Source organism: Tsukamurella paurometabola DSM 20162, assembly GCF_000092225.1.
In the GTDB taxonomy this organism is placed as follows: Bacteria; Actinomycetota; Actinomycetes; order Mycobacteriales; family Mycobacteriaceae; genus Tsukamurella; species Tsukamurella paurometabola.
Genome location: NC_014158.1, coordinates 635590 through 660288 on the forward strand (window position 1 = coordinate 635590; position 24699 = coordinate 660288).

Below are 24699 nucleotides of genomic sequence, written 5' to 3' on the forward strand. Positions count from 1 at the left end.
AGGGTGGCGGTCACACGACGACGGCAGGAGTGGGCGTGGACGATGACCAGCGAGCCATCAGCGCGGAGATCGCGGAGCTGAGCGAGGCCTATCGCGTCGGCGCGGCCCCGGAGAGCACCGCGCGGCGCGACTATCCGCCGTACCGCAGCTCCCTGCTACGGCATCCCACCAAGCGGCTGCACCCCGCGGACCCCGAGGGCGTGGAAATGCTGTCCCCGGTATTCGGGCAGCAGGACGTGCATCCGCTGGAGTCCGATCTCACGATCCACCACGGCGGCGAGCCGCTGGGCGAGCGGATCACGGTGTCCGGACACGTGCTCGACGGTGCGGGTCGCCCCGTCGCGGGCCAACTCGTCGAGATCTGGCAGGCCAACGCCTCCGGCCGCTACGTCCACAAGCGGGATCAACACCCCGCGCCGATCGATCCGAACTTCACCGGGGTCGGCCGCTGTCTCACCGGTCCCGATGGCTCGTACCGGTTCACCACCGTCAAGCCGGGTGCGTATCCCTGGCGGAACCACCACAACGCGTGGCGGCCGGCGCACATCCACTTCAGCCTGTTCGGCACCGATTTCACGCAACGGTTGATCACTCAGATGTACTTCCCGGGCGACCCGCTGATCGCGCTCGACCCCATCTGCCAGTCGATCGTGGACCCGGCGGCGCGCGACCGGTTGATCGCCGACTACGACCACGAGGCGAGTACGCCCGAGTGGTCGCTCGGCTACCGCTGGGACATCGTGCTCGGCGGTGCCGGTCGAACGTGGACCGAGAACGAGGCGTTCGGAGGTGCGGATCGATGACCGCACGCTCACGCACTCCCGATCAGACCATCGGCCCCTTCTTCGGTGACGGCCTCTCTCTCCCCGGCGCCGAACACCTCATCGCACCCGGTCATCCCCGGGCGATCCGGCTGTCCGGCACCGTCTTCGACGGCGCCGGGGACCCGGTCCCCGACTGCCTGCTGGAGATCTGGCAGCCCGACGAACAAGGCCGCCCCGCGCGGCCGGCGGCACTCATCCCGCGCGACGGTCACTCGCTCCAGGGCTGGGTGCGCGATCCTCACGATTTCGCCGGGTGGGGGCGTGCCGCCACGGGCCACACGGGTCGATTCGGATTCACCACGGTCGAGCCGGGGCCGGCGCAACCCGGTGCCGCGCCGTTCATCTCGGTCGCGGTGTTCGCCCGGGGTTTGCTCACCGGACTGTTCACTCGGGTCTACCCGCCCGAGGCGACCGCTGCTCTGGCGGCCGATCCGCTGCTGTCCACTCTGCCCACCGACCGCCGATCCACCGTGATCGCCCAGCGCGGCGACGATGGCTCCCTCCGGTGGGACATCAGGCTCCAGGGTGAGCGGGAGACGGTCTTCCTCGACTTCGTCGGCGCGGGTGCGCGATGACGGGCGACGTCGGATTACTGGAACCGGTAGCGGCGGGCCGGGCCTGCGAAGCCACCGACGATACGGCCGTGATCGGGGCGCTCCTGGAAGCGGAGGTCGCGTGGATCGGCGTGCTCGACGGCGTGGAATCGGAACGCGCGGCCGCTCTCGTCGTCGAGAGTCGGCGGTCGGCGGGAGCGTTCGATCCCACGCGCCTCGCGAGTGCGGCTCGCTCCGGCGGCAACCCGGTGATCCCCCTGGTCGCAGAGCTGCGGGAGTATCTCGGATCGGCGATGCCGGTGCACCGCGGGCTCACCAGCCAGGACGTGATGGACACGGCGCTGATGATGCTCGCGCGACGCGTGGCCGACGAGGTCGCCGAGGACCTCGCTGCGGTGTCCGCCGCACTGGCGCGGCTGGCGGATGAGTACGCCGATACGTCTCAGGTCGGGCGCACGCTGGGGCAGTTCGCCGTGCCGATCACCTTCGGCGCCAAGGTCGCCGGCTGGAGGCAGGGGATCGACGGTGCCGCCCGCCGGCTCGCCGCCGCCGGTACCCCCGTGCAATGCGGCGGCGCGGCCGGGACGAACGCGGCGGTCGTCGCGATGGGCGTCGACCCCGTCCAGGCCGGCGCCCAGTGGGCGCGGAAACTGGCGCTGACCCCGTCGGAGCCCTGGCATACATCGCGCGGACCGGTGGCCGAGCTGGGCGATGCGCTCGCGGCGGTGTGCGCCGCCGCGGGGCGGATCGCGAACGATGTGATCCAGGCGAGCCGTCCCGAGGTGGGTGAACTGGCCGAGTCCGCGGTGGACCGGGGCGGATCCTCGACGATGCCGCACAAGCGCAATCCCGTTCTCTCGGTGCTCATCCGCGCCGCCGCGCTCTCGGCGCCGGGGCACGCCGGGGTGCTGCAGCTGGCCGCAGGACAGGCGGAGGACGAGCGGTCCACCGGGGCCTGGCACGCCGAATGGCCGGCCCTGCGAAGCTTGCTGCGGCTCGCCCTGGGCACCGCGGAGAGCCTGCGCGAGCTGTGCGAACACCTGCGCGTCTTTCCCGACCGCATGGCGCAGCGCGTCACCGCGGCCGCCCCGCTCCTGGTATCCGAGCGGCTGATGATCGTCCTGGCCGAGCGTGCGCGGGGCGGTCGCGCCGCCGTCCAGGCTGCGATCGATGCCGCGGTCGCGGCGCCCGTCGACGATCGCGCTGCGGTGCTGCGCGAGGGGATCTCCGGCGCCGTACCCGGTCTGACCGCCGCGGAACTCGATGAGTTGCTCGCCGTGGACGGGTATCTCGGCACCGCGCCGCAGCGCGCGCGCTCGGCTCGCCCGCGCTCGTCGACGAACGGAGAGGCGCAATGATCCCGCGGCTGGTGGCCACGGCCCCCACGTGTCGCCCACCGGGCCACCGCGAACTGCTGGTGCTCGGCCCCTCGCTCGGCACGAGCGCGGCGATCTGGCAGACGGTGGCGGAGCTGCTCGGTGACCGGTACGACATGCTGGCCTGGGACCTCCCCGGCCACGGCGGATCACCGTCGCCCGACGGCGCATTCGACCTGGGGGAGTTGGCCGATGCGGTTCTCGCCCTCGTCGACTCCCACGATCCGGGGGTGGCCTTCCACTACGCGGGCGACTCGGTGGGCGGCGCCGTCGGTGCCGAGCTCGCGCTGCGCGCCCCCGACCGCGTGCGCTCGCTCGCCATGGTGTGCAGCGCCGCACGGTTCGGTGATCCCGGCGTGTGGCGCGACCGGGCGGCGACGGTTCGCGCACAGGGCACGACAGCGATGATCCCCGGCGCGAAGCAACGCTGGCTCTCGAATCATTTCCTGGTGCGCTCCCCGGCCGTGGCCGAGGATCTGTTCGCGGGGCTGGCCAGCGTGAGCGACGCGGGATATGCGGCGGTGTGCGAGGCGCTCGCCGGATACGACGTGCGGGATAGATTGCCCTCGTTGCAGATTCCGTTTCTCGCCGTCGGCGGCGAGCTCGACGTGGTGTGCCCGCCGCGGGAGGTGCGGGCCCTGGCCGATGCGGTCCCGCAGGGCCGTCACGAGGTGCTCGCCGGTGTCGCGCATCTCGCGCCGGTCGAGGCGCCGCACCTGGTGGCCGCTGCGCTGGCCGATCACTGTGCGGCGGCCACCGCCCGGGCGGTGCGATCGGCCACGGTCACCGCCCGGCAGCGGTACGACGCCGGTATGGCGGTGCGCCGTCAGGTGCTGGGGGACGCCCATGTCGACCGCGCCACGGTGCGTGGATTCGGCTCCGATTTCCAGGAGTTCATCACGCGGACCGCGTGGGGCGATGTGTGGACCGGCACCGAATTGACCCGCCGCGAGCGCTCCATCGCGGTGCTCACCGCGCTGCTGGCGCTGGGGCACTGGAACGAATTCGCCATGCACGTGCGCGCCGCGCTCCGTAACGGATTGGGGCGCGACGAGATCGAGGCGGTACTCATGCAGAGCGCTATCTACTGCGGCGTCCCCGCGGCCAATGCGGCATTCGGGATTGCCCGCCGGGTGTTCGCGGAGATCGACGCCGAGGAAGGGAAGAACGCCGATGCCTGACGCCTTCGTCTACGACGCGTTGCGGACACCGTTCGGGCGGTACGGCGGCGCATTGTCCGGCATCCGGCCCGACGATCTCGCGGCGCACGTGGTGCGGCGCCTCGTCGATCGGGCACCCGGCCTTGCTGCGAGCGACGGCGCCGCGATCGACGAGGTGATTCTCGGCAATGCCAACGGCGCGGGGGAGGACAACCGCAACGTCGCCCGCATGGCGGCACTGCTGGCGGGCCTCCCTGTCACGGTGCCCGGCACCACCGTCAACCGGCTGTGCGGGTCGTCGCTGGACGCGGTGATCACCGGATCGCGGCAGATCGAGGTGGCCGATGCCGAGATCGTGCTCGCGGGCGGGGTGGAATCGATGTCTCGCGCGCCGTGGGTGCTGCCGAAGCCGGATCGCGCCTTCCCGTCGGGCGATCAGGCGTTGGCATCCACCACACTCGGTTGGCGCTTGGTGAACCCGCGCATGCCCGCTGAGTGGACCGTTTCCCTGGGCGAGGCCACCGAGCAACTGCGGCAGGCGCACGGCATCACCCGGCAGCGCCAGGACGATTTCGCGGCGCGATCGCATCGCGCCGCGCATCGGGCCTGGGAGGAGGGGGTCTACGCGGATCTGGTCGATCCGGTGCCCGGAACGGACCTGGACCGGGACGAGTCCATCCGCCCCGGCACCACCGTCGAGGCGTTGTCCGCGCTGCGGCCGTCCTTCCGCCCGGCGGCGCCGGAGCCGGAGGGAGGAACCGTGACCGCGGGCAATGCGTCGCCACTGTCCGACGGTGCCGCCGCAGTCCTGCTGGGATCGGCGGGAGCGGAGGAGACGATCGGCGCGGCTCCGACGGCGCGCATCGCCGGACGGGGCGCATCGGCGGGCGCGCCGCAAAGCTTCGGTGCCGCCCCGATCGAGGCGGCCGACCGGGCGCTCCGCCGCGCGGGGATCGAGTGGTCGGACGTGGGGGCCGTCGAACTCAACGAGGCCTTCGCCGCCCAGGCACTGGTGTGCCTGGACGCGTGGGGCATCGAGCCGGGGATCGTCAATCGGTTCGGGGGCGCGATCGCGCTCGGACATCCGCTGGGCGCCTCGGGCGCCCGCTTGATCGGGACTCTGGCGCACACGCTGCGGGTTACCCGGCAGCGCTGGGGCGTCGCGGCATTGTGTATCGGCGTCGGACAGGGCCTGGCCCTCGTGCTCGAAAACGTCGACGTAACAGGTGATCTGTGATGATCGTGGAATTCGCTCGGAACCCGCTGGATGCGGTGCAGGGTGTGCGCGACGGTGCAACGGTGATGGTGGGCGGTTTCGGCGACGCCGGCCAGCCCTTCGAGCTGATCGACGCGCTTCTGGAAGGCGGCGCCGGCGATCTGACCATCGTGAACAACAATGCGGGCCAAGGTGACCGAGGCCTCGCACTGCTGATCCAGAAGGGACGGGTCCGCAAGGTGATCTGCTCCTTCCCCCGACAGAGCGATTCCTGGCACTTCGATGAGGCGTATCGCGCGGGGAGGATCGACCTCGAACTCGTCCCGCAGGGAAACCTCGCCGAGCGGATCCGTGCCGCCGGTGCGGGCATCGGCGGCTTCTTCACACCGACCGGATTCGGAACGGTGCTGGCCGAAGGGAAGGAGACCCGGATCATCGACGGCCGCGGATACGTCTTCGAGGCCCCGCTGCACGCCGATATCGCGCTGATCAAGGCACTCAAGGCCGACCGCGTGGGAAACCTGGTGTACCGGAAGACCGCCCGGAACTTCGGCCCGATCATGGCGGCCGCCGCACGGCGCACCGTGGCCCAGGTGTCCGAGATCGTGCCCACCGGCGCGATCGATCCGGAGGTCGTGGTGACGCCCGGCATCTACGTGAACACGATCGTGGAGGTGCAGTGATGGAACAGGTCGCGTACACACGCTCGGAACCTCTGGCCCGCGGGGAGATGGCCGCGATGGTCGCGGCGGACATCCAGCGGGGTGCCTTCGTGAATCTGGGAATCGGTCTTCCCACCACGATCGCCGATCACCTGCGGCCCGAGCAGCGCGTCACACTGCACACCGAGAACGGGATGCTGGGCATGGGCCCTGCCGCCGTGGGCGACCGGATCGATCCCGATCTGATCAATGCGGGCAAGGCGCCGGTCACGGAGTTGCCGGGCGCCTCCTACTTCCACCACGCCGACTCGTTCGCGATCATGCGCGGCGGACACCTCGACGTGTGCGTGCTGGGCGCCTTTCAGGTCTCCGCCGCGGGCGACCTGGCCAACTGGCACACGGGGGCCGAGGATGCGATACCAGCGGTGGGCGGTGCGATGGACCTCGCGACCGGGGCGCGCGAGGTGTGGGTGATGATGACGCTGCAGGACAAGACCGGCGGTCCGAAACTGGTGCAGCACTGCACCTACCCCGTGACCGGGCTTTCGTGTGTGACCCGCGTGTACACCGAGCGGGCTGTGTTCCTGCTCTCGCCGGACGGGGTACGCGTGCGCGAGAGCTTCGGCTGTACGGTCGACGACCTGCGCGGCATCGTCGAAGTCGTGCTGCAGGGAGATTAGGCTGATCGCGGGCCCGAACCGAGGCCCGTCGCCCCCGATGACGAGGAGACCGCGTGAGCCCGGACCGAAGCGAGGACGTGCGACCGCAGGCGGGCGACCAGTACGTGCAGTCGTTGGCCCGTGGCCTCGAGGTGATCCGCGCCTTCGACGCCGAGCACCAGGCCATGACTCTGTCCGAGGTGGCCTCCCGGACCGGACTGACGCGAGCCACGGCGCGCCGGTTCCTGTTGACCCTCGTCGAACTCGGGTACGTGCGTTCGGACGACCGCGATTTCGGCCTCACGCCGCTGGTGCTGCAATTGGGCTACGCGTACCTCGCCGGTCAACCGCTGCCCGAGTTGGCGCAGCCGATTCTCGAACGCCTCTCGCATCGCGAGCAGGAGTCCACATCGCTCGCGGTGCTCGACGGCACGGACATCGTGTACCTGACGCGCGTGCATACGCGCCGCATCATGACGGTGGGCATCAGCCCGGGTACGCGGTTCCCCGCATACGCCACGTCGATGGGCCGCGTCCTGCTGGCGGCCGCCGACGGAGACGAGCTCGATGACTACTTCGCGAGGGCGACGCTCGACCCGCTCACCCCGCGCACCCTCACCACTCGCGCAGCGCTGGAGGCCGAGCTCGCACGAGTCCGCACACAGGGATACGCGATGGTCGACCAGGAGCTCGAGGTGGGCCTGCGCTCACTCGCGGTGCCCGTGCCGGGGCGCGACGGTCGGCCCCGGGCGGCTATCAACATGGCGCTGTCCGCGCGTCTCGACGGTGCCGACGAGCCGACCGTCGAGCACCGGGTCGCCGCGCTGAGCGCGGCTGCCGCCGATATCGCCGAGGCGGCCAGAGCAGCCGGCATCGACTGACGCGGCTTCCGAAACCGCAGTTCATCGCTCCTCTCGCAGAGTTCTTCGGTGGTCGCTCACCACGTCACCGTGTTCGTATGACGAACAGTTGTGCAATCAGCGAACGCGTGGATAGTATGGCGATGCGCTTATGGCGCAGGTCACATTCGATCGTCGATGGAGATCCGATGGCATCCACACCACTGACCCCGGCCGCGGCGGACGCAGCGCTGCGCTCGGTAGGTTCACCGAGAGCCTGGGGCGCGTTGCTGTGCTGGATGGTCGTCGTGTTCGAGGGGTACGACCTGGTGTCCCTTGGCGCCGCGATTCCCGCGCTGCTCGACACCGGGCACCTCGGAATGACCGCATCGGACCTGCGCGCCGTCGCCACGGTCTCGCTGGTCGGCGTCGGCATCGGTGCGGCGGTCACCGGTGCGATCTCCGACCGCTACGGACGCCGCGGCCCACTCGTGGCGTGCGTGCTGTTGTTCTCCGTGTTCACGCTGCTGGTTCCGGTCATGCCCACGGTGTGGGCGCTCGCCGCCGTCCGGTTCATCGCCGGCCTCGGCATGGGCGGCTGTATGCCGGTGGCGCTCACTGCAATGCAAGAGGCTGCGCCCGAGCGAAAATCGAACGCCAGCGCGGTCACGATGACCGGCTATCACGTGGGTGCAGTCCTGGCCTCGCTGATCGCATTGCTCGCCGGAAACTCGTGGCAGTGGCTGTTCTACGGCGGCGGTATCCTCGGCCTGCTGTTGGTTCCGGTGATCGCTCTCCGCATGCCGGAGACCGCCGTCGTGGCCGGGACCGCCAAACCGATTGCGGCGCAGCGTGCCGATCGTGCGTCGGTGCTGCAGGCGCCGTACCTGCGGACCACGCTCATGCTGTTCGTCGCCGCCTTCTTGGGGCTGCTGGTGGTGTACGGGCTCAACACCTGGCTGCCGCAACTGATGCGTGGCGCCGGTTACCCGGTGTCCACCGCGCTGGTGATGCTGCTGGTGTTGAACGTGGGCGCGGTGGCCGGTTTGATGATCGGCGGCAGGGTCGCGGACCGTCTTGGCGCGCAACGGGTCACGGTGTTGTGGTTCGCCGCTGCCAGCGTGATGCTGGCGCTGCTGAGCATCAAGGTGGCCAACCAGGTGGTGCTCGACGTGGTGATCTTCGTGACCGGATTCTTCGTGTTCACTGCGCAGGTGCTGCTGTACGGCCTGATCGGATACCTCTATCCCCGAACGAAGGTCGGTACCGCGATGGGCCTGGTCTCCGCGGTCGGGCGCCTCGGTGCCATCGCCGGGCCGTGGGTCACGGGCAGCCTCGTCGTGGCCGGTATCGGATATCCCTGGGGCTTCTACTTCTTCGCCGTCGCGGCAGGCCTGGCGGCGCTGGCCGTGGTCGCGGTGCCGCGGCCCGCTCGCGAGGAGCAGGCTGCGGATTCAGCCGCGGAACAGGCCGCGCGCGTGGCGTGACGCGGGTCAGCGCACCACGTGCGGCATCAGGGCGTCGGGCGGGATGTGACCGAATTTGCCGGCGTTGAAGTCTTCCATCGCCTGGATCAGTTCGGCTTTGGTGTTCATCACGAACGGGCCGTATTGCACCACGGGCTCGCGGATCGGCTGCCCGCCCAGGATCAACACCTCCAGCGCGGGCCGGTTCGCATCCTGAGATTCGTCGGCGCGCACCGTGATCCGGTCGCCGGGGCCGAGCTGCGCGAGCTGGCCCTCGTGGATCGGGTGGCCGACGGGTCCCACGGTGCCGCGCCCGCTGAGCACGTAGACCAGCGCGTTGAAGTCGCGGTTCCACGGCAGCGAGGCCTCGGCGCCCGGGGCAACGGTGGCGTGCACGAAGTTGATCGGCGTGCGGGTGCTGCCGGGGCCCTGATGGCCGTCCACCTCACCCGCCACGATGCGGATCAGCGCGCCGCCGTCCGGGGTGGTGACCAGTTTCGTCTGGCCGCCCTCCAGATTCTGGTAGGCGGGTGTCGAGAACTTCTCGCTGGCAGGCAGGTTCACCCACAGTTGGATGCCGTGGAAGGTGCCGCCGGACTCCACCAGCTCGGCGGGCGGGGTCTCGATGTGCAGGATGCCGGAGCCGGCGGTCATCCACTGTGTGGCGCCGTCGGAGATCAGTCCGCCGCCGCCGTGGCTGTCCTGGTGCTGGAACAGGCCGTCGATCATGTAGGTCACGGTCTCGAAGCCGCGGTGCGGGTGCCAGCTGGTGCCCTTGGGTTCACCGGGCTCGTACTCGACCTCGCCCATCTGGTCCATGTGGACGAACGGGTCGAGGTCGCGCGGGTGCACACCGGCGAAGGCGCGCACCACGGGAAAGCCCTCGCCCTCGTAGCCGCGCGGACCGGTGGTGATCTTCCGGACGGGGCGGTCGGTCTCGCCCGCGGTCGCGGCGGCGATATGGGGGAGGGTGAGGGTATCGGCGGTCACGGCGGGCATGGTGTCCTCCTGGAAGTGGGCTGCTGTGGCTGACACTACCATCAATCGGACCACGGTCCGATTAATTCCCGTGAGGTCGCACAGTCACCGGCCACGGCGTTCTCCGAGGGTCGGGATACCGAGAACAGGACGCTCTCCGATTCTGTCCGCCGTGGATACGGTGTCCGCCGCGGACAGAATCCGAGAGGTGTTCGGTGGCGGTTCCGCGGTCTCCCGGCGCCCGCCGAGGAATTCTGGATACCGTAGATGCGATCGTGGATTGCGCAGATGGGAGTGGAATGGATACGGAGACGATGGTCGAGGAGTTGCAGGAGCTCATTGCGGACCTGGCGCGCGAGCGGGTGCGAGCGGGGGAGGAGGACGGGGACGGTCTCGAGATCCGCCTCGACCTCGATCCAGACGGCCAGGTGATCGCCACCGCCGCACCGGCACCACCCGCGACCGAGGCCGAGATCGCGCAGGCCGAGGCCGCCCTCGGGCGGCCCTATCCACCGGAATTGCGCGCACTGCTCGGAGTCGCCAACGGATTCCCCGGCTACTTCTACGGCGACACGCTGCTCGGTACGTCCGGGGTGGGCACCGCCGGGGTGGCGGGATACCCCGCGCAGTTCCCGGCATCGATCTGGGGAATCGCGCGGGAGTACATCGACGAGTGGTACGCGGCGGAGGTTGGGCGTCTCGAGTTCAGTCCCGAGGACCCGCTCGACTGCATCCCACTGGCATCGGACCCCGACGCCTCAGGGGCGGCGTTCGTGGTGGCCGGCAGCGGACCCGGATGGGACGCGGGCACCGTCGTCGAGCTCGAGGGCGGAGTCCACCGGTACGAGAACGTGCGCGAGTACCTCCGCGCCCGACTGGCGCTGGTCCGAGAGGCCTGACGGCTAGGGTCGGGGTGTGACTCGTGCATGTGGATTCGCCGTCGGGGCCGACGGCACGGAGATCTTCTACATCGACTACGGCACCGCGTACGCGGACACCGTCGACCCGACGAAACCGGCGTATCTGCTGATCCACGGTTGGTCGGCGAGCGGGGACTCCTGGGGGTTGCCGCTGGTCGACGAGCTGACCGCGGCAGGACACCGGGTGGTCACCGTCGACAACCGCGGCCACGGGCGCAGTTCGGTGCCCTCGTCTTTCACGACCGAGGACTTCGCCGGCGACGTCAGGGCCGTGCGCGAGTTGCTGGGCCTCGATGAGGTGTATCTGGTGGGCTGGTCGTACGGCGGCCTGATCATCGCCGACCACCTCACCGTGTACGGCACCGACGGGGTGCTCGGTGTCGGCCTGATCGGTGCGATCACCTCGATCGGCGGAACGAAAGAGGGACAGTTCCCCGCAGGCGTGACCGGCCCCGCGATGAACGGCGCTCTGCCCGCTGCGCTGTCGGCGAAACCCGGCACCGCGATCCCGGCCCTGGCGAGCGTCCGGATGCTGCCGAAGGGCTTCGACCAGGAGACTCTCGGCCCCGTCGCCCAGCGTGTCTTCGGCCACTCCTTGTCCACCCCGCCTGCGGTGCGCGGCGGGCTGTTCCGGCGCACCGTCGACCATGATGCCGACCTCGCGACATGGACCTTCCCGGTATTGATCCAGCACGGACGCGACGATGAGGTGGTTGCCCCGGTCACTGCCGAGCACCACGCGGTGGTGCTACCGCATTCCACGCTGTCGTGGTGGGACGGCGGAGGTCACGCGCCCTTCATCGTGGACCCGGCCCGCTGCGCCCGCGAACTCCTCGATCTGCGGGGTTAAGCTGGACGGCGTGCCTATCGGGAAGTCTGCGGCCGCCGTCACGCCGCGCCGGATCGCGGTGCTGTCGGTGCACACCTCCCCGCTCGCGCAACCGGGAATGGGTGACGCGGGCGGAATGAACGTCTACATCTGGCAGACCTCCCTCGAACTTGCCGCGCGCGGCATCGAGGTGGAGATCTTCACCCGGGCCACCAGCTCGTCGGACGCTCCGATCGTGGAAGCGGCGCCGGGGATTCGCGTTCGCAACGTGGTCGCCGGGCCCTTCGAGGGGCTCGACAAGACCGATCTGCCGGCACAGCTGTGCGCCTTCGCGGCCGGGGTCCAGCGCGCCGAGGCCCGCGAGGAGCCCGGCTACTTCGACCTGATCCATTCGCACTACTGGCTCTCGGGCCAGGTCGGGTGGCTCGCCCGCGATCGCTGGGGCGTGCCGCTGGTGCACACCGCGCACACCCTCGCCGCGGTGAAGAACCGCGCTCTCGCGGAGGGGGACACCGCGGAACCGCAGGCACGGATCATCGGCGAGCAGCAGGTCTCCGACGAGGCGGACCGGCTGATCGTCAACACCGAGGTCGAAGCCAGCCAGCTCGCCGACCTGCACGATGTACCGCTGGACCGCATCGACGTGGTCTACCCCGGCGCTGACCTCGCCACCTACACCCCCGGCGACGGCGCCGGCGCACGCCGCGAACTGGGGATCGCGCCCGACGAGCTGGTGCTCACCTTCGTCGGACGAATCCAGCCGCACAAGGCCCCCGACCTGCTGCTGCGCGCCGCGGCACCGCTCATCCACGCGCATCCCGATCGCCGCATCCGGATACTGGTGGTGGGCGGACCGTCGGGCACGGGTCTGGAGCGCCCGGATGCGCTGATCGCGCTCGCCCGGGAGCTGGGTATCGAACACGCCGTGACGTTCGAGCCCCCGCGACCGCCCGCCGGACTCGCGGAGGTGTACCGCGCCTCCGACCTCGTTGTGGTGCCGAGCTATTCGGAGTCTTTCGGACTGGTCGCCGTGGAGGCGCAAGCCTGCGGTACGCCGGTGGTGGCCGCCAAGGTCGGCGGCCTGTCGGTAGCGGTAGCGGACGGTGTCTCGGGTCGGCTGATCGACGGGCACGATCCTCAGGAGTGGACGGCGGTGTTGGACGAGCTCACTGCGAACGCGGAGCTGCGCACGGAGCTGGCCGCCGGTGCGACCGAACACGCGCGGCGGTTCTCCTGGGCGCGCACGGCGGACGGTCTGTTGAACAGTTACGCGAAGGCGATCGAGGCGCGGCAGGAGGCGACGCAGACGGTGCGCCGTCGCCGGCGCCGGGCGGGAGTACGGGCGTGAGCGAATCGATGACACCCGAGCAACTGGAGACCGCACTCACCGAGCGCGAGCTGGACTTCACGCGGAAGGAGGAGACCGGCAAGGACGTGTCCCACTTCATCGTGGAACTTCCCGGTGAGAAGAAGCTCAAGACCACCACGATGATCACCCTCGGCGTGCACGGTGCCCGGGTGGAGGCCTTCGTGTGCCGGCATCCCGACGAGAATTTCGAGGGTGTGTACCGGTATCTGTTGCGGCGCAACCGACGCCTGTACGGCGTGGCGTACACGATCGATCGCACCGGCGATATCTACCTCACCGGCCGGTTCGCCGAGTTCACCGAGGACGAGCTGGATCGCGTGCTGGGGCAGGTGCTCGAAGCCGCCGATGGTGACTTCAACACCCTGCTCGAATTGGGCTTCTCCACGGCGATTCGCCGCGAGTTCGAGTGGAGAATCGCTCGCGGCGAACCGCTGTGGAACCTCAAGCCGTTCGAGCACCTGCTTCCTGAATTTCCCGATCTTCCGGAGCAGCAGAAGTAGTTTCGCCGCCCTTGGTGGCGCGCGGGATCGCCAGGGCCACCACGGCGGCCACCGCGGCCACTACGCCGGCGATCACGAAGCCGGAGGTGAAGGCGTCCTCGGCGGGCAGCGTCACCTCGCGCGGGGTGCCGGCCAGCAGGGTGATGGTGGAACGGGTCAGGATCGTGGCCATGACGGCCGAGCTGATTGCGGTGCCCACCGAGCGCATCAGCGAGTTGAGGCCGTTGGCCGCCGCCGACTCGGTGTCCGGAACGTTCGCCATGATCAGTGCCGGCATCGCCGAATAGGCTACTCCCACACCGCCGAACACGATCATCGAGCCGATCGACATCTTCCATGTCGCATCGGTGAGGCCGAGCAGGGCGAAATAGCCGATCGCCGACATGGTGGCGCCGATCGCGAGGGTCAGCCGTGCGCCGATCCGCTTGGTGAGCAGTGCGGAAACCGGGGAGAGGGCCATCATCACCAGACCGCCGGGCACCATCCACAGGCCCGCGTTGAGCATCGTCTGGCCCAGACCGTAACCGGTGGCCTCGGGAATCTGGAGTAGCTGCGGCATGGTCAGCATCAGCGAGAACATCGCGAAGCCCACCATGATCGATGCCAGGTTGGTCAGCAGGATCGGGCGGCGGGCCGAGATCCGGAGGTCCACAAGGGAATCCCGGGTACGAGTCTCCCAGAATCCCCAGGCGATCAGTACCAGAGCACCACCGATGGCACAGCCCAGTGTGGCGGCCGAGGTCCAGCCCCAGCTCTGGCCCTTGGTGATCGAGAGCAGCACGCTCACCAGGCCGACGGTGAGGCCGACGGTGCCGACCACGTCGAACGTGCCGGGGTGGCGGTTCGGTGATTCCGGTACCACCACGAACACCAGGCCCAGAGTGACCACGCCGAGGGCGAGGGAGAACCAGAACAACGTGTGGTAGTCGAAATGCTCGGAGATATAGGCGCCGAACGGGATTCCGATCGCACCGCCCACGCCGAGCATGGCCGACATGAGTGCCACGGCGCCCGGGATCTTGCGGGCGTGCAGCTCATCGCGCATGAGCGAGATGCCCACGGGCACCAGGCCCATCGCGAACCCCTGGAAGGAGCGGCCGACCACGGTGAGCAGCAGCGTGTGCGAGAGCGCGCAGATCAGCGAGCCCGTGATCAGGCTGAGCAGGCTGGTGAGCAGCACCAGTCGCTTGCCGTACATATCGCCGAGCCGGCCGGCGATGGGCATCGCCACCGACGAGGCGAGCAGCGTGGCGGTGATCACCCACGCGGCGTTATCGGTGGTGGTGTCCAGTAGGTGCGGCAGTTGGCCGACGATCGGCACCACCAGCGATTGCATGAGCGAGGCGAGGAGGCCGCCGAGGCAGAGGACGGCGATCAGGACGCCGTCCGCGGGACGGTTCCTGCGGAGGTTGTCTGTCATGGGATTCGACGGTAGTTGCATAATACAACCTCAGCAACCGAGTGCGTCGAGCGTCACGTTCGCAAACCTGCACTACGGTCACAGTCATGGGAATCCCAAATCCGGCCGCCACGCGGCCCAGACCTGGGAAGGCAGGGATCTGGGTGGGCATCGGAATGTTGGTCGCCGCGTTCGCCGTGCCGGTGATCATCACGGTGCTGATCGTGCTTCCGCAGTTCCGTCTCGACATGCAGACCGTGCCCGCTGATGGTGCGCCGCACACCGTCGTCGTCCCCGCGGACCGGACCTACGCCGTCTTCGCGGAGACCAGGACCACCGTCGGCGCACCGTCGTGCACCCTGGCCCGACCCGACGGTGCGCCGGTCGAACAGCGGACCACCGGCGGGAATCTGACCGTTTCCAACCGCATGGTTCTGAGCACCTTCGATACCGGAGCCGGGCCGGTGGTGGCGACCTGTTCGGCCGGGATGCCAGAGGCCGGCGGCGACGAGGTGGCCATCGGTAGGTATCCGAGCATGGGATTGCTCCTGGGTGGGATCTTCGGTGCGCTCGGGTTCGCGCTGGTGGTGGGCGGGATCGGTCTCACGGTGCTGATCGTGACCGTGGTCCGACGATCGAAATAGGTTATAACCAGTTCGTTTGATCTGCGGGTATTCGACCCGCGAGGCGTTATCATGGCCGCATGGAAATCGTGATCCGTCCGACTCCCGCCGACGTCGCCCTCACCGCCGCCGACATCGTGGCCGACCACGTCACGCGCGGTCCCGCGGTGCTCGGCCTGGCCACCGGATCCACCCCGCTCGCCACCTACTCCGAGCTCATCCGCCGGCACACGGAGCACGGCCTGAGCTTCGCGGACTGCGTCTCGTTCAACCTCGACGAATACGTGGGGCTGCCCAAGGATCATCCGGAGAGCTACCGCGAGGTGATCCGCCGCGAGTTCACCTCGCACATCGACATCCCCGACGCGAAGGTCGAGGGGCCCGACGGCACCGCGTCCGATCTCGCTGCCGAGGGGGCGCGCTACGAGGCCGCGATCGACGCGGCAGGAGGCGTCGACGTACAGCTGTTGGGCATCGGCACCGACGGCCATATCGGCTTCAACGAGCCCGGCTCGTCGCTCGCCTCGCTCACCCGGATCAAGACCCTCACCACGCAGACCCGGGAAGACAACGCGCGCTTCTTCTCGTCGATCGACGAGGTGCCGATCCACGTGCTCACCCAGGGGCTCGGCACCATCTCCCGCGCCAAGCACCTGCTGCTGCTGGCCACCGGCGCGGGCAAGGCCGAGGCGATCGAGGCCGCGGTGGAAGGGCCCGTCGCCGCCTTCTGTCCTGCCTCGGTGCTCCAGCTGCACCCGCACGTCACCGTCGTGATCGACGATGCCGCCGCATCGCGGTTGCGCCTGCGCGACTACTACCGGCACGTGCTCGACAACAAGCCGGCGGATCAGCCGTTCTGATCGGGGCCGAACAGGCCGTGCAGGAGGGCTCGTAGGCTCGCCTCGAAATCATCTCGGCCGGAAGGCGGTATCCGCGCCTGCACCGCGGCGCGCATGTCCGGCGCCGAGTTCGGTGGCAGGGAGTCCAGCAGATTGATCATCCACTCGGTGGCGGCCTCGTTCGATTCGGCCTTGGCTCGCAGATGGGTCAGCACCGTGCCCAGGGTGAGACTCCAGCAGGCGCGGTAGGCACGCAGTGCCGCCTCCCGGTCTCCGGTGATCCGATATGCCGCGCCGATCGCCGCATCGCTGATGTGCAGCGCCCCGCGTCCTGAGCGTTGCGGGCCGATCAGGGCCTCCGGTACCCACGGGTGTTCGACGAGCGAGTCGTACACGGTGGTCATGGCGGCGACGATCCGCTCGCGTGGATCATCGGGAAAGTCCATGGACGCGAACGGTTCTGCGATCGCATCGAGTGCGAGAGCCAGCAGCGTCTCCTTGTCGTCGACGTGTCGGTACAGAGCCATCGGACTCACTCCGATCTCGGTCGCGAGCAGTTTCATGGTGACCCCGTGGACGCCGTGCTCGTCGAGCAGGCGCATCGCGTGCTCGACGATCTCCTCGCGGGAGGTGCTCGGCGGCCGGCCTCGTCGCGGTGTGGTCTGGCGCATGCCCTCATTGTTGTTCATCTCCCTTGCCTTCGTATAAAGCTAAGGCTAGCCTCATTAATTATGATACTAGATACACAAATAAAGAGCCTGGGTGCGGCCATGTTCCTCGGTGGACTCGCGCAGTTCCTTGTGGCGTTCGACGCCTCGGTCACGAACGTCGCGCTGCGTGCCATCCGCGACGACGTGCACTTCAGCCCGCAAGGTCTGTCCTGGGTGGTCAACGCCTACGCGATAGCCTTCGGCGGCCTGCTACTGGTGGGCGGGCGGCTGTCTGATCGATTCGGTCCTCGCGCGGTGCTGCGGTTCGGGTTCACCCTCTTCACCGTGGCCTCGCTCGGCGCCTACGCCTGCACCGAGCCGTGGCAGGTGATCGTCGTGCGCGTGCTGCAGGGCATCGGGGCCGCGGCGATCGCCCCCGCTGCACTCACCGCTGTCGCAGTCACGTTCACGGAACCGAGAATGCGCGCCAAGGCTTTCGGTGCCGTGGCGATCGGTGCTTCGGCCGGTGGGGCAGTGGGTGTCGTGCTGTCGGGCATCGTCACCGATGCGCTCGGGTGGCGCACCGTGATCGCGTGTGGGGCGATCGTCTCGCTCGCCGGACTCGCGCTGACCTATGCCGCCCCCGCGCCCACGCCCGAGGCGGACCGGCGGACCGACTGGCTCGGTGGCGTCCTCGCAACAGGTGGTCTCTCGGTGCTCACCTACGGCATCGTGGCTGCCACAGACAACGGCTGGACCGGAGGTCGAACCCTCGGCTGGTTCGCGCTGGCCGCGCTGCTGCTCGTCGTCTTGGTGCTGGTGGAGAGCCGGGTTCCGGTGCCGCTGGTGGACTTCCGCGTGCTGGCGAACCGCTCGGTGCTGGTGCCCTGCCTGGTATTGGCCTTCGTGGTGGCGGGTCAGTTCGGCGCCTTCTACTTCGTCTCGTTGTACATGCAGATGGGGCTCGGCTACTCGGCGACCAAGACCGGAATGATGTTCCTGCCCTTCTGCTTCGGCATCATCGCGGCGATCGCCGTGGCCACCCGGCTGATGCCGAAGATCGGGGCGCGCGCTGTCGTGCTGATCGGTGCCGCGATCGCCAGCGTCGGATTCCTGCTCTTCGCGCCGCTGCCCGCTGACGGCGGATTCGTTCGCGCCGTGCTGATCCCGTCGCTGGTCACCTCATTCGGCATCGGTATGACCTTCCTGCCGCTGCCCAATGTCGCGACCGCCGCTGTTGCACCGTCGTCGGCCGGGATGGTGTCCGGGGTGGTGAACACGGCGCGGCAGCTCGGCGGGGCGCTCGGCCTCGCGGTCCTGGTGACCGTGGCGGCGAGCGTGGGTGGCGGGGCCGATCCCGCGGCGGTACTGCCCGGGTATCGCGTCGCACTGCTCGTCAGCGCCGGACTCGTCGGTATCGCGGTAGTGATCGCGCTGGCGCTGCCGGGGCGCGCCGTGGTCGCCGCTGCCCCCCACTCGACCGAGACGGAGACCGCCAGTAGTTAGGATGACGTAGTGAATGCGCGGCGCCTGGGTTTCGGAGCATTGGCCGGACTCGCGGCCGCCATGGGATTGGGTCGGTTCGTCTATACCCCGATCCTCCCGCTCATGCAGGAACAGACCGGCGTCTCGTCCAGCTCGACCGCCGTGGTCGCCACCGTCAACTATCTCGGCTACTTCCTCGGTGCCCTCGCACCCGCGATCTGGCCGAAGCTCGCCCGCAGCGCGCTGTTGTTCCGGTTCAGCCTTGTTGCACTGGTGGCCAGCGAGATCGCTATGGTCGTCGCGGTCGACGTGCCGTGGTGGTCGGTGGTCCGATTGCTCGCGGGCCTGGCCAGTGCGATCGTGTTCGTCTATTGCGCTGGAGCGGTGGCCGGAACCGCCGCGGCGGGAACCGCATTCGCCGGTGTCGGGGTGGGGATCGCGGTATCGGGCGTGATCGTCGTGGCCCTGGGGGAGGTGGTGGCATGGCGCTCGCTGTGGCTGATCTCCGCCGTCGCGACCGCCGCCTTCGGGATCGCCGCGTGGCGGGTTCCGCCCGGCAGTGCGCGCGCCACTGCGTCGCCCGACGGTGCCCGGCCGGGTGTGGCGGGATGGTCGCTCGGCGTCAGTTACTTCTTGGAGGGGTTGGGCTACATCGTGCTCGGCACCTTCCTCGTGGCTGCCGTCGCAGCGGGCGGGCAGCCGTGGGAGGGCCCCGCCGCCTGGGTGGTCGTCGGCCTCGCCGCTGCCGCGTCGCCCATGCTCTGGACGCGGTTGCGCCGCTATCGGTCTGCCGAGTATCTGCTGGTAGTGGCGCTGCTTCTCCAGGTGGTCTCCGCGGTGCTGCCCGCCCTCGTCGGCGGCCCCGTGGCCGCGGGGATCGCGGCCGTGTTGTTCGGCGGCACCTTCATCGGTGCGGTGATGCTCACGATGGAGGCCGGTGCGGACATCGGCGTCCCGCGCTCGGCTGCGGTGCTCACCGCCGCCTACGGCATCGGGCAGATCGTGGGCCCGCTCGTGGTCGCGCCGATGCTAGGCGACGGCTACCGGGCCGCGTTCCTCACCGCGGGCGGGGTGCTCGTCGTGGCGGCGGCACTCGCGGCGGTGGCGGGCCGGGCGCGGCGGCCGGAAGCCACCGCAACCTCGGCCCAGCCGTGAGCGGAGACGCTGCGCGGGAGTCAGCTCCGTTGCCGTAGCGTGCGCTCCGGGAGGCGGCTGCCCGCCGCGGATAGCGCCGTCAGCGCGGAGAGCTGATCCGCAGACAGCGCCACGTTTACGGCGCCGAGGTTATCGGCCAGGTTCTTGCGTTTGGTGGTGCCGGGAATCGGCACCACATCGTCGCCCTGGGCCAGTACCCACGCGAGCGCGATCTGGGCGGCGGTCACCGTCCGGCTGTCGGTCGAAAGCTCAGCGGCGATCTCGTCGATCCGGTCGACCAGCCCCAGGTTCGCCTTCAGGTTCTCGCCCTGCCAACGCGGGATCGTGGTGCGGAAATCATTGCTCCGCAGAGCCGCGACCGTGGCCGCGCGACCGCCGGTGAGCATGCCGCGGCCCAATGGGCTGTAGGGGACCAGCGAGGCGCCCACCTCGCGGGCGGCCTGTAATGGGCCCTCTTCTACGTCGCGGGTGAAGATCGAGTACTCGGATTGCAGCGCCGAGATCGGGTGCACGGCAGCCGCTTTCCGGATGTCTTCTGCGGATGCCTCCGATAGGCCCAGGGCGCGCACCTTGCCGGCCTTCACCTGCTCGGCCATCGCACCCACGGTCTCCTCCACCGGGACCTGCGGATCGACGCGATGCAGGTAGTACAGGTCGATCACATCGACCCCCAGGCGGCGCAGTGAACCGTCGACACAGCCCGCGACCCGCTCCGGTCGGCCGTCCAGGCCGATGGGCCGTGCATTCTCGTCCATGACGAAGCCGAACTTGGTGGCGAGCACGATTTCGTCGCGGTGCGCCTGCACGAACGGGGCGAGGAACTCCTCATTCGTGTACGGGCCGTACATGTCGGCGGTGTCGAAGAAGGTGACGCCGGCGTCGACCGCGGCATGGAGAGTGGCCAGTGATTCGGTGGTATCCGGAGTGCCGTAGGCGTGGCTCATGCCCATGCAGCCGAGGCCGAGCGCGGAAACCGTGAGATCGCCGATGGTGCGAGTGGGGAGCATGTCATTCCTCCTGGGAGTCGGGTGTCGTGGCGCAGTCGCCGAGGGCGCCGCCGTAGGTCGCGATCTTGTAGTCGATCACCGCGAGCGAGTACTTGAGGTCCTCGATCTGCGCCGCAGTGCGGGCGCGGTGGGCGTTGAGCAGGGCGAGTCGAGCGGGCACCGTCTCGTCGCCCGCCTCCACGAGGCGGATGTACTCGGTGATATCGGCGATCGGCATGCCGGACAGGCGAAGCCGCGTGATGAAGATGACCCGCCCGATGGCCCGCGGACCGTACCGGCGGTGCCCGGCACCGTCGCGATCGACGGTGACCAGACCGATCCGCTCGTAATAGCGCAGCGTATGCCCGGTGACGCCGGTCAGTTCGGCCATCTCGGCAACGGTGAGCGGACCGTCGTTCACCGGTCCCGCGAGCAGCGCACCCAGATCGGGCAGCGGCTCGCGGGAGCCGAGCAGGGCCGTGAGTTCCTCGGTATTCGCAACCACGGAAGCAACGCTAGGCCTTCGAGCGCGCTCGAAGTCAACAGCGTTCGCGCGCGATCACTCCGACGGGGGAGTCCAAGGCTGGACGAACCCCAGGTCGCCCATTCCCTCGGCGCCGGCCACCAGCTCGTACATCGTGGCCCCGTCGATCTGCTCGCGGATGATGTCGGCGTGACCGGCGTGCCGGCCCACCTCCTCGATGATGTGCAGCAATACCCACCGCACGGTCCAGCCGTCGAGATCCGGCGGGAACCAGGGCGCCTTCGGCGTCGGCACGAAACCGTCGAGGTCAGCCGACTCCGCGGCGGCCAGGGCGCGGCCCGCGACCGCATCGTAGGCGGCGAGGATCGATTCGAGGGTGTCGCCGTCGTTCACCACGAAATCGCTGCCGTACGCGGCCTGTTGCGCTTCGACATCGAGCGGCGGCTCGCCGGGCGCGGCCTCGATCTTCTCCACCCAGCCGCCCACCGACACCGTGACGTGCTTGAGTAGACCACCGATCGTCAGCGCGCTGCGGGCGGGGGAGAGGCGGATCTGCTCCTCGGTGAGGCCGTACGACGTGTGCCGCAGGCCGTCGAGCTGCTGGGCGATGAAGCCGCGCAGGCCATCGCGTTCGGTGGGGGCGGCGGGGGCGAGGAAGGGCATGTCAGACTCCTGGGCGCGTGGGGTGTGATCGCAAGTCAACCGCGAACCGCCGGCGGTGTCGCGAAGTCCGGGAAAATTCCCGCTCACGGCGTGCGGAAGACGGGCTCCTCCGTGCGGTTGCGCTTGAGTTCCACGAAGTGCGGTGCGGTGACGAGCGTTGCGACGGCATCGAAGATCCGCACCGCGTCCGCCGGTGCGGGCACGCGGGAGAGGATCGGTCCGAAGACCGCCGCACCGCCCATTTCGATCACGGGGGTACCGACATCCGGTCCTACGATCGCCAGGGCCTCGGCGGTGTTGTCGCGCAGAACCGCGTCGTGGTCGGTCGATGACGCGGCGGAGACGAGCTCGGCGGGCAGGCCAGCGGCCCGCAGGGCCTCGCGGTTGGCGAGATCGAAGTCCCGGATGCCGTTCTCGTGCACGGTGACCCCGAGGCTGTCGTAGAGGGGACCGAGTGCGGCACCGTAGCCGGTGGATGCGGCGACCAGGACGCGGCACAGTTGCAGCGACGCCCGCGCTCGGGTGTCGTCAGCGCGAGACGGCGGTCCACCGGCCGTGCTGCCGATCGATGGTGATCGGGTGGTCGAAAGCGGCGCTGATCCGTTCGGTGGTGAGCACCTCCGCCACCGGTCCGGTGGCGGTGATGGCACCGTCGCGGATGAGGACCGCGTGCGTGGTGGTGGTCGGGATCTCCTCGAGGTGGTGAGTCACCAGGATCGAGGCCAGATCGGGGTGTGCGCGCCGGGTGCCGTCGACCGAGGTCAGGAGGCGCTCGCGGGCGGCGAGATCGAGCCCGGTAGCCGGCTCGTCGAGAAGCAGCAGATCGGGCTCGCCCATCAGCGCGCGGGCGATCAGAGCCCGTCCGCGCTCGCCCTGAGACAAGGTGGGCCACACCGAATCCGCGTGCCGGGTCATACCGAGCGAGTCGATCAGAGCTTCGGCCCGCTCGCGCTGCGCCGCTGTGGGAGCCCATCGCGGTGGGAACTCGGGGGTGTTGGTCAGGCCGGTGATCACCACGTCCCGTACGCGCAGCGGTGCGTCCAGCCGGTGCCGGGGGTTCACGTGCCCGATATGGGTGCGCAGTTCGCGCATGTCCACGCGGCCCAGACGTTTACCGAGCACGTCGACGGTGCCGCGGGTGGGGTGAGTGACGGCGCCGCAGAGCCCGAGCAATGTCGATTTGCCAGCACCGTTCGCGCCGAGCAGGACCCAGTGCTCTCCCCGGCGCACGTGGAGGGAGACGTCGTCGAGGAGCTTGCGACCGTTGCGGACCAGGTCCACGTGGTCGATGCTCAGGACGTGCGGGTCGTCGATCGTGGTGCTCACGCTGTGCACCCTACAACCAAATGATTGGATGATTCTATGACCGATCATCGTTGGGACCCATCGCAGTACCTTCGGTTCGGCGACGAGCGGACCCGTCCCTTCCTCGACCTGATCGCCCGTATCCCGGGGACGGCGCGCACCATCGTCGACCTGGGCTGCGGTGCCGGCAACGACGTGCCGCCCCTGCGGGCACGGTGGCCGCAGGCGCGGATTCACGGCGTGGATTCCAGCGTCGAGATGATCGACCGGGCGCGCGCCGATATCGACGATCCGGAGGCCACTTTCGAGGTCGCCGATGCCGCCGCCTGGCGCCCGGCCGGTGAGCGGCCCGATGTGATCGTCTCCAACGCGATGTTCCAGTGGGTCGACGGGCACATCGACGCGCTGGCCGCCATCGCCGACCGTGCCGCACGCGCCTTCGCGTTCCAGGTGCCGGGCAACCAGAACGCACCGTCGCACGCGCTGCTCGCACAGGTCGCAGCGGAGTTCGGCGTCACCGGTTACCGCCACGTGGATGTCCGTGATCCGGCGGAATACCTCGCGGTGTTGCAGCGTCCCGGCTGGACCGTGGACGCCTGGGAGACCACCTATCTGCACGTGCTGCAGGGACCGGACGCGGTCTTCGAGTGGATCTCGGGAACCGGCGCCCGCCCCGTGCTGGCGCGACTCGACGGCGCCACGAAGGATGATTTCGTGCGGCGCTACAAGGCCGCCCTCGCCGCGGCGTATCCACCGCAGGAGTTCGGCACGGTACTGCCGTTCCGGCGGATTTTCGCTGTCGCCGTCAGGATGTGAGCGCTTCGCCGGGCCGGTCCGATTGCTCGATCGCGTGATCGCGGAACGAGCGCACCGCCCGGGGGAGTGCGACATCCGGCCGCCAGATGATCCCGACTTCGCGGGTGGGCGCCGGACCCGCCATCGGCACGAGCGTCAGCCCGGAGGGAAGCAGCGGGTTGCGATCCATCGGGAGGAGCGCGACGCCCAGGCCCGCGGCCACGAGGCCCGCCACGGTGAATGACTCCGATGACTCGAAGGCGATCCGAGGGCGGAAACCCGCTGCCGCACAGCGCTCCTCAAGAATTCTCCGGAGCCCGTACTCGGGGTGCATGGTGATGAAATCGGCGTCCGAAGCCTCCGAGAGGTGCACCGAGCTACGGTTCGCCAGCGGATGTCCCGACGGTACGGCGAGGGCCAGGCGCTGCACGGTGAGCAACTGCCAGGCCACCGCGCTCGTGGTGGGACGGGGCGAGACGATCGCCAGATCGGCCTCGTCGGCGAGCACCAGATCGGTGATCGTGCCGGCGGCGAACTGCGAGAGCTCGAAGGTGACGCGGGGCTCGCAGGCGCGGAATGCGGAGACCAATTGCGGGACCATCGCGACGCCGAAGGAGTGAAGGAAGGCCAGGCGGATGGTGCCCTGCGACGGATTCTTGAGATCGGCGATCTGCGCCCGCGCTGCTTCCAGTTCGGCGTGGGCGCGGCGGGCGTGGTCGAGGTAGATCTCGCCGCTCGCGTTGAGCACGAGCCGCCCGTGGCGACGGTCGAACAGCGGGGTCCCGAGATCGGTCTCCATCCGGGCGAGGGACCGCGAGAGGGTGGGCTGGGAGATGTGCAGTAGGGCAGCGGCATCGGTCATATGCGCGGTTTCGGCGAGCGTGATGAACCTCACCAGATCGTCTGCGCTGCTTGCTGCGGCCTTGTCGCCAGCGGTCATGCAACTTGTCTATCAGATTCGGC

The 24699-nt window shown here is 69.3% G+C and carries 27 protein-coding genes; 18 read left to right on the forward strand and 9 right to left on the reverse strand.

All coding sequences use genetic code 11. The features are described 5' to 3' along the window. The first annotated feature begins 35 nt into the window (after positions 1–35). The 9 genes from pcaH (at position 36) to TPAU_RS03060 (ending at position 8777) form a co-directional block, all read left to right on the forward strand. Positions 36–803 (forward strand): protocatechuate 3,4-dioxygenase subunit beta, encoded by a 768-nt coding sequence (gene pcaH / locus TPAU_RS03020; protein ID WP_013125295.1) that lies wholly within the window; start codon positions 36–38, stop codon positions 801–803. Continuing rightward, the gene (gene pcaG, locus TPAU_RS03025) at positions 800–1399 is read left to right on the forward strand and encodes a protocatechuate 3,4-dioxygenase subunit alpha (protein WP_013125296.1); all 600 of its coding nucleotides are present in this window, start codon (positions 800–802) and stop codon (positions 1397–1399) included. Before pcaH ends, pcaG begins: the two co-directional genes overlap by 4 nt. Continuing rightward, positions 1396–2736 carry a lyase family protein gene (locus tag TPAU_RS03030; RefSeq protein WP_013125297.1) on the forward strand — a complete coding sequence of 447 codons (1341 nt, stop codon included), beginning with the start codon at positions 1396–1398 and terminating at the stop codon, positions 2734–2736. The genes pcaG and TPAU_RS03030 overlap by 4 nt, the downstream gene beginning before the upstream one ends. Then, complete coding sequence (gene pcaDC, locus TPAU_RS03035; RefSeq protein ID WP_013125298.1) at positions 2733–3935, forward strand: bifunctional 3-oxoadipate enol-lactonase/4-carboxymuconolactone decarboxylase PcaDC; 1203 nt, start codon at positions 2733–2735, stop codon at positions 3933–3935. Before TPAU_RS03030 ends, pcaDC begins: the two co-directional genes overlap by 4 nt. Continuing rightward, positions 3928–5151: a thiolase family protein gene (locus TPAU_RS03040; protein WP_013125299.1), complete on the forward strand. Its 1224-nt coding sequence runs from the start codon at positions 3928–3930 to the stop codon at positions 5149–5151. Before pcaDC ends, TPAU_RS03040 begins: the two co-directional genes overlap by 8 nt. Beyond that, complete coding sequence (locus TPAU_RS03045; protein ID WP_013125300.1) at positions 5151–5813, forward strand: 3-oxoacid CoA-transferase subunit A; 663 nt, start codon at positions 5151–5153, stop codon at positions 5811–5813. Before TPAU_RS03040 ends, TPAU_RS03045 begins: the two co-directional genes overlap by 1 nt. Further along, positions 5813–6472 carry a 3-oxoacid CoA-transferase subunit B gene (locus tag TPAU_RS03050; protein ID WP_013125301.1) on the forward strand — a complete coding sequence of 220 codons (660 nt, stop codon included), beginning with the start codon at positions 5813–5815 and terminating at the stop codon, positions 6470–6472. Before TPAU_RS03045 ends, TPAU_RS03050 begins: the two co-directional genes overlap by 1 nt. A gap of 53 nt (positions 6473–6525) precedes the next feature. Beyond that, complete coding sequence (locus TPAU_RS03055) at positions 6526–7332, forward strand: IclR family transcriptional regulator domain-containing protein (protein WP_013125302.1); 807 nt, start codon at positions 6526–6528, stop codon at positions 7330–7332. A 167-nt stretch (positions 7333–7499) separates the two neighbouring features. Then, positions 7500–8777 (forward strand): MFS transporter, encoded by a 1278-nt coding sequence (locus tag TPAU_RS03060; RefSeq protein ID WP_013125303.1) that lies wholly within the window; start codon positions 7500–7502, stop codon positions 8775–8777. Between the two features lie 6 nt (positions 8778–8783). Here the strand turns inward: TPAU_RS03060 and TPAU_RS03065 are convergent, their stop codons facing one another. Next, entirely contained in the window at positions 8784–9755 is a 972-nt protein-coding gene (locus tag TPAU_RS03065) for a pirin family protein (protein ID WP_013125304.1), read from the reverse strand. Between the two features lie 278 nt (positions 9756–10033). Between TPAU_RS03065 and TPAU_RS03070 the strand changes: the two genes are divergently transcribed. Genes TPAU_RS03070 through TPAU_RS03085 form a run of 4 tightly spaced genes read left to right on the forward strand, consistent with a single transcriptional unit; the run spans position 10034 to position 13352 of the window. Then, the gene (locus TPAU_RS03070; protein ID WP_013125305.1) at positions 10034–10633 is read left to right on the forward strand and encodes an SMI1/KNR4 family protein; all 600 of its coding nucleotides are present in this window, start codon (positions 10034–10036) and stop codon (positions 10631–10633) included. A 16-nt stretch (positions 10634–10649) separates the two neighbouring features. Next, the gene (locus TPAU_RS03075) at positions 10650–11504 is read left to right on the forward strand and encodes an alpha/beta fold hydrolase (protein WP_013125306.1); all 855 of its coding nucleotides are present in this window, start codon (positions 10650–10652) and stop codon (positions 11502–11504) included. Continuing rightward, entirely contained in the window at positions 11491–12831 is a 1341-nt protein-coding gene (gene mshA / locus TPAU_RS03080) for a D-inositol-3-phosphate glycosyltransferase (protein WP_425358562.1), read from the forward strand. The genes TPAU_RS03075 and mshA overlap by 14 nt, the downstream gene beginning before the upstream one ends. A gap of 8 nt (positions 12832–12839) precedes the next feature. After that, positions 12840–13352, forward strand: a complete 513-nt coding sequence (locus tag TPAU_RS03085; RefSeq protein ID WP_013125308.1) for a type III secretion system chaperone family protein — start codon at positions 12840–12842, stop codon at positions 13350–13352. Here TPAU_RS03085 and TPAU_RS03090 read toward each other — a convergent pair. After that, positions 13294–14772 carry an MFS transporter gene (locus TPAU_RS03090; RefSeq protein WP_245537835.1) on the reverse strand — a complete coding sequence of 493 codons (1479 nt, stop codon included), beginning with the start codon at positions 14770–14772 and terminating at the stop codon, positions 13294–13296. The two genes, TPAU_RS03085 and TPAU_RS03090, sit on opposite strands and share 59 nt — an antisense overlap. A gap of 143 nt (positions 14773–14915) precedes the next feature. On the opposite strand from TPAU_RS03090, the gene TPAU_RS03095 reads away from it, so the two are divergent. Then, on the forward strand, positions 14916–15395 hold the full coding sequence (locus TPAU_RS03095) for a hypothetical protein (protein ID WP_147291142.1): 480 nt from the start codon (positions 14916–14918) through the stop codon (positions 15393–15395). Between the two features lie 59 nt (positions 15396–15454). After that, the gene (gene nagB, locus TPAU_RS03100; RefSeq protein ID WP_013125311.1) at positions 15455–16234 is read left to right on the forward strand and encodes a glucosamine-6-phosphate deaminase; all 780 of its coding nucleotides are present in this window, start codon (positions 15455–15457) and stop codon (positions 16232–16234) included. Here the strand turns inward: nagB and TPAU_RS03105 are convergent. After that, positions 16222–16902, reverse strand: a complete 681-nt coding sequence (locus TPAU_RS03105) for a TetR/AcrR family transcriptional regulator (RefSeq protein WP_013125312.1) — start codon at positions 16900–16902, stop codon at positions 16222–16224. The genes nagB and TPAU_RS03105 overlap by 13 nt on opposite strands. Positions 16903–16983: 81 nt before the next feature. On the opposite strand from TPAU_RS03105, the gene TPAU_RS03110 reads away from it, so the two are divergent. Both TPAU_RS03110 and TPAU_RS03115 read left to right on the forward strand, forming a co-directional pair. After that, the gene (locus tag TPAU_RS03110) at positions 16984–18369 is read left to right on the forward strand and encodes an MFS transporter (protein ID WP_245537836.1); all 1386 of its coding nucleotides are present in this window, start codon (positions 16984–16986) and stop codon (positions 18367–18369) included. Between the two features lie 9 nt (positions 18370–18378). Further along, complete coding sequence (locus tag TPAU_RS03115) at positions 18379–19503, forward strand: YbfB/YjiJ family MFS transporter (RefSeq protein WP_013125314.1); 1125 nt, start codon at positions 18379–18381, stop codon at positions 19501–19503. Between the two features lie 20 nt (positions 19504–19523). Here TPAU_RS03115 and TPAU_RS03120 read toward each other — a convergent pair whose 3' ends face one another. The 5 genes from TPAU_RS03120 to TPAU_RS03140 form a co-directional block, all read right to left on the reverse strand. Beyond that, a complete protein-coding gene (locus tag TPAU_RS03120) occupies positions 19524–20510 on the reverse strand; it encodes an aldo/keto reductase (RefSeq protein ID WP_013125315.1) in 987 nt (328 codons plus the stop codon). 1 nt (position 20511) lies between these two features. Next, the gene (locus TPAU_RS03125; protein WP_013125316.1) at positions 20512–20994 is read right to left on the reverse strand and encodes a MerR family transcriptional regulator; all 483 of its coding nucleotides are present in this window, start codon (positions 20992–20994) and stop codon (positions 20512–20514) included. A gap of 54 nt (positions 20995–21048) precedes the next feature. Then, positions 21049–21636, reverse strand: a complete 588-nt coding sequence (locus TPAU_RS03130; protein ID WP_013125317.1) for a DinB family protein — start codon at positions 21634–21636, stop codon at positions 21049–21051. A gap of 83 nt (positions 21637–21719) precedes the next feature. Beyond that, complete coding sequence (locus TPAU_RS03135) at positions 21720–22202, reverse strand: mycothiol-dependent nitroreductase Rv2466c family protein (protein ID WP_425358563.1); 483 nt, start codon at positions 22200–22202, stop codon at positions 21720–21722. Then, positions 22165–22962, reverse strand: coding sequence for an ABC transporter ATP-binding protein (locus tag TPAU_RS03140; RefSeq protein WP_013125318.1), 798 nt, complete (start codon positions 22960–22962; stop codon positions 22165–22167). The genes TPAU_RS03135 and TPAU_RS03140 overlap by 38 nt, the downstream gene beginning before the upstream one ends. Positions 22963–22998: 36 nt before the next feature. Here TPAU_RS03140 and TPAU_RS03145 point away from each other — a divergent pair, with 36 nt between their 5' ends. Then, entirely contained in the window at positions 22999–23757 is a 759-nt protein-coding gene (locus TPAU_RS03145) for a methyltransferase domain-containing protein (RefSeq protein WP_013125319.1), read from the forward strand. Here the strand turns inward: TPAU_RS03145 and TPAU_RS03150 are convergent. Continuing rightward, a complete protein-coding gene (locus tag TPAU_RS03150) occupies positions 23747–24676 on the reverse strand; it encodes a LysR family transcriptional regulator (protein WP_013125320.1) in 930 nt (309 codons plus the stop codon). The two genes, TPAU_RS03145 and TPAU_RS03150, sit on opposite strands and share 11 nt — an antisense overlap. Positions 24677–24699 lie beyond the last annotated feature (23 nt).

Coding starts and splice junctions, on each gene's coding strand:
- TPAU_RS03085 (WP_013125308.1), top strand. CDS start 12,840: ATGACACCCGAGCAACTGGAGACCGCACTCACCGAGCGCGAGCTGGAC.
- TPAU_RS03105 (WP_013125312.1), bottom strand. CDS start 16,902: ATGAACAACAATGAGGGCATGCGCCAGACCACACCGCGACGAGGCCGG.
- TPAU_RS03090 (WP_245537835.1), bottom strand. CDS start 14,772: ATGACAGACAACCTCCGCAGGAACCGTCCCGCGGACGGCGTCCTGATC.
- TPAU_RS03110 (WP_245537836.1), top strand. CDS start 16,984: ATGTTCCTCGGTGGACTCGCGCAGTTCCTTGTGGCGTTCGACGCCTCG.
- TPAU_RS03060 (WP_013125303.1), top strand. CDS start 7,500: ATGGCATCCACACCACTGACCCCGGCCGCGGCGGACGCAGCGCTGCGC.
- nagB (WP_013125311.1), top strand. CDS start 15,455: ATGGAAATCGTGATCCGTCCGACTCCCGCCGACGTCGCCCTCACCGCC.
- TPAU_RS03030 (WP_013125297.1), top strand. CDS start 1,396: ATGACGGGCGACGTCGGATTACTGGAACCGGTAGCGGCGGGCCGGGCC.
- TPAU_RS03040 (WP_013125299.1), top strand. CDS start 3,928: ATGCCTGACGCCTTCGTCTACGACGCGTTGCGGACACCGTTCGGGCGG.
- pcaDC (WP_013125298.1), top strand. CDS start 2,733: ATGATCCCGCGGCTGGTGGCCACGGCCCCCACGTGTCGCCCACCGGGC.
- TPAU_RS03145 (WP_013125319.1), top strand. CDS start 22,999: ATGACCGATCATCGTTGGGACCCATCGCAGTACCTTCGGTTCGGCGAC.
- TPAU_RS03045 (WP_013125300.1), top strand. CDS start 5,151: ATGATCGTGGAATTCGCTCGGAACCCGCTGGATGCGGTGCAGGGTGTG.
- TPAU_RS03050 (WP_013125301.1), top strand. CDS start 5,813: ATGGAACAGGTCGCGTACACACGCTCGGAACCTCTGGCCCGCGGGGAG.
- TPAU_RS03070 (WP_013125305.1), top strand. CDS start 10,034: ATGGATACGGAGACGATGGTCGAGGAGTTGCAGGAGCTCATTGCGGAC.
- TPAU_RS03150 (WP_013125320.1), bottom strand. CDS start 24,676: ATGACCGCTGGCGACAAGGCCGCAGCAAGCAGCGCAGACGATCTGGTG.
- TPAU_RS03120 (WP_013125315.1), bottom strand. CDS start 20,510: ATGCTCCCCACTCGCACCATCGGCGATCTCACGGTTTCCGCGCTCGGC.
- pcaG (WP_013125296.1), top strand. CDS start 800: ATGACCGCACGCTCACGCACTCCCGATCAGACCATCGGCCCCTTCTTC.
- TPAU_RS03065 (WP_013125304.1), bottom strand. CDS start 9,755: ATGCCCGCCGTGACCGCCGATACCCTCACCCTCCCCCATATCGCCGCC.
- TPAU_RS03130 (WP_013125317.1), bottom strand. CDS start 21,636: ATGCCCTTCCTCGCCCCCGCCGCCCCCACCGAACGCGATGGCCTGCGC.